The following is a 466-nucleotide window of genomic DNA, read 5'->3' as shown; positions in this document are numbered from 1 at the left end:
CGTTACGTCCGCTTCGGGTGCCTGCATCCCTGCTTGTCGCTTGAACCCCAATGCTGGCGGTTCTGTAGGTGTTCACCCTAAGCGTACGTAAAATACACTTTCGTGTCGTGACCCCAAATACGCCTCCTGGTCAGCGTTCCGGTTCTCGAACGCGCCAGGTGAGGACGTGACCAGGTATTCGATGCACTGGACGGCGTTCTTGCGGATCTTCTCAGGTAGCGCCTTCTCGAACGCGATCATGCCCTGTTTGACGTTCTGCGGCCCGATCAGGTCATTGTCTGGCGTTCTCGTGGCGTCAGCGTTTGGCGTATCCTGCTCTCGGTAGGCGTGCTTCATGGACGCCCTGACGGACTTGGGCGATTTGAGTTTCTGAACCCGAAGAATGGCGAATTTTGACATGGTGTTTCAGCCCCCTTTTTTCAAAAGGTGGACTTACTACACAATTTGCAAGCAAATTGTCGTAAGC

1 protein-coding gene is annotated in these 466 nt (G+C 54.3%); it reads right to left on the bottom strand.

Annotated elements, in window-relative coordinates:
- Positions 1-72: 72 nt before the first annotated feature.
- Positions 73-399: a plasmid recombination protein gene (locus KP705_RS17525; protein ID WP_252348427.1), complete on the bottom strand. Its 327-nt coding sequence runs from the start codon at positions 397-399 to the stop codon at positions 73-75.
- Positions 400-466: the final 67 nt, after the last annotated feature.

Origin of the sequence: Gluconobacter sp. P1D12_c (assembly GCF_018812105.1) — a bacterium.
Lineage (GTDB): Bacteria > Pseudomonadota > Alphaproteobacteria > Acetobacterales > Acetobacteraceae > Gluconobacter > Gluconobacter oxydans_A.
Note: the sequence above shows the minus strand (reverse complement) of the source record. Positions and strands in the feature narration are given on the sequence as shown.

Coding starts and splice junctions, on each gene's coding strand:
- KP705_RS17525 (WP_252348427.1), bottom strand. CDS start 399: ATGTCAAAATTCGCCATTCTTCGGGTTCAGAAACTCAAATCGCCCAAG.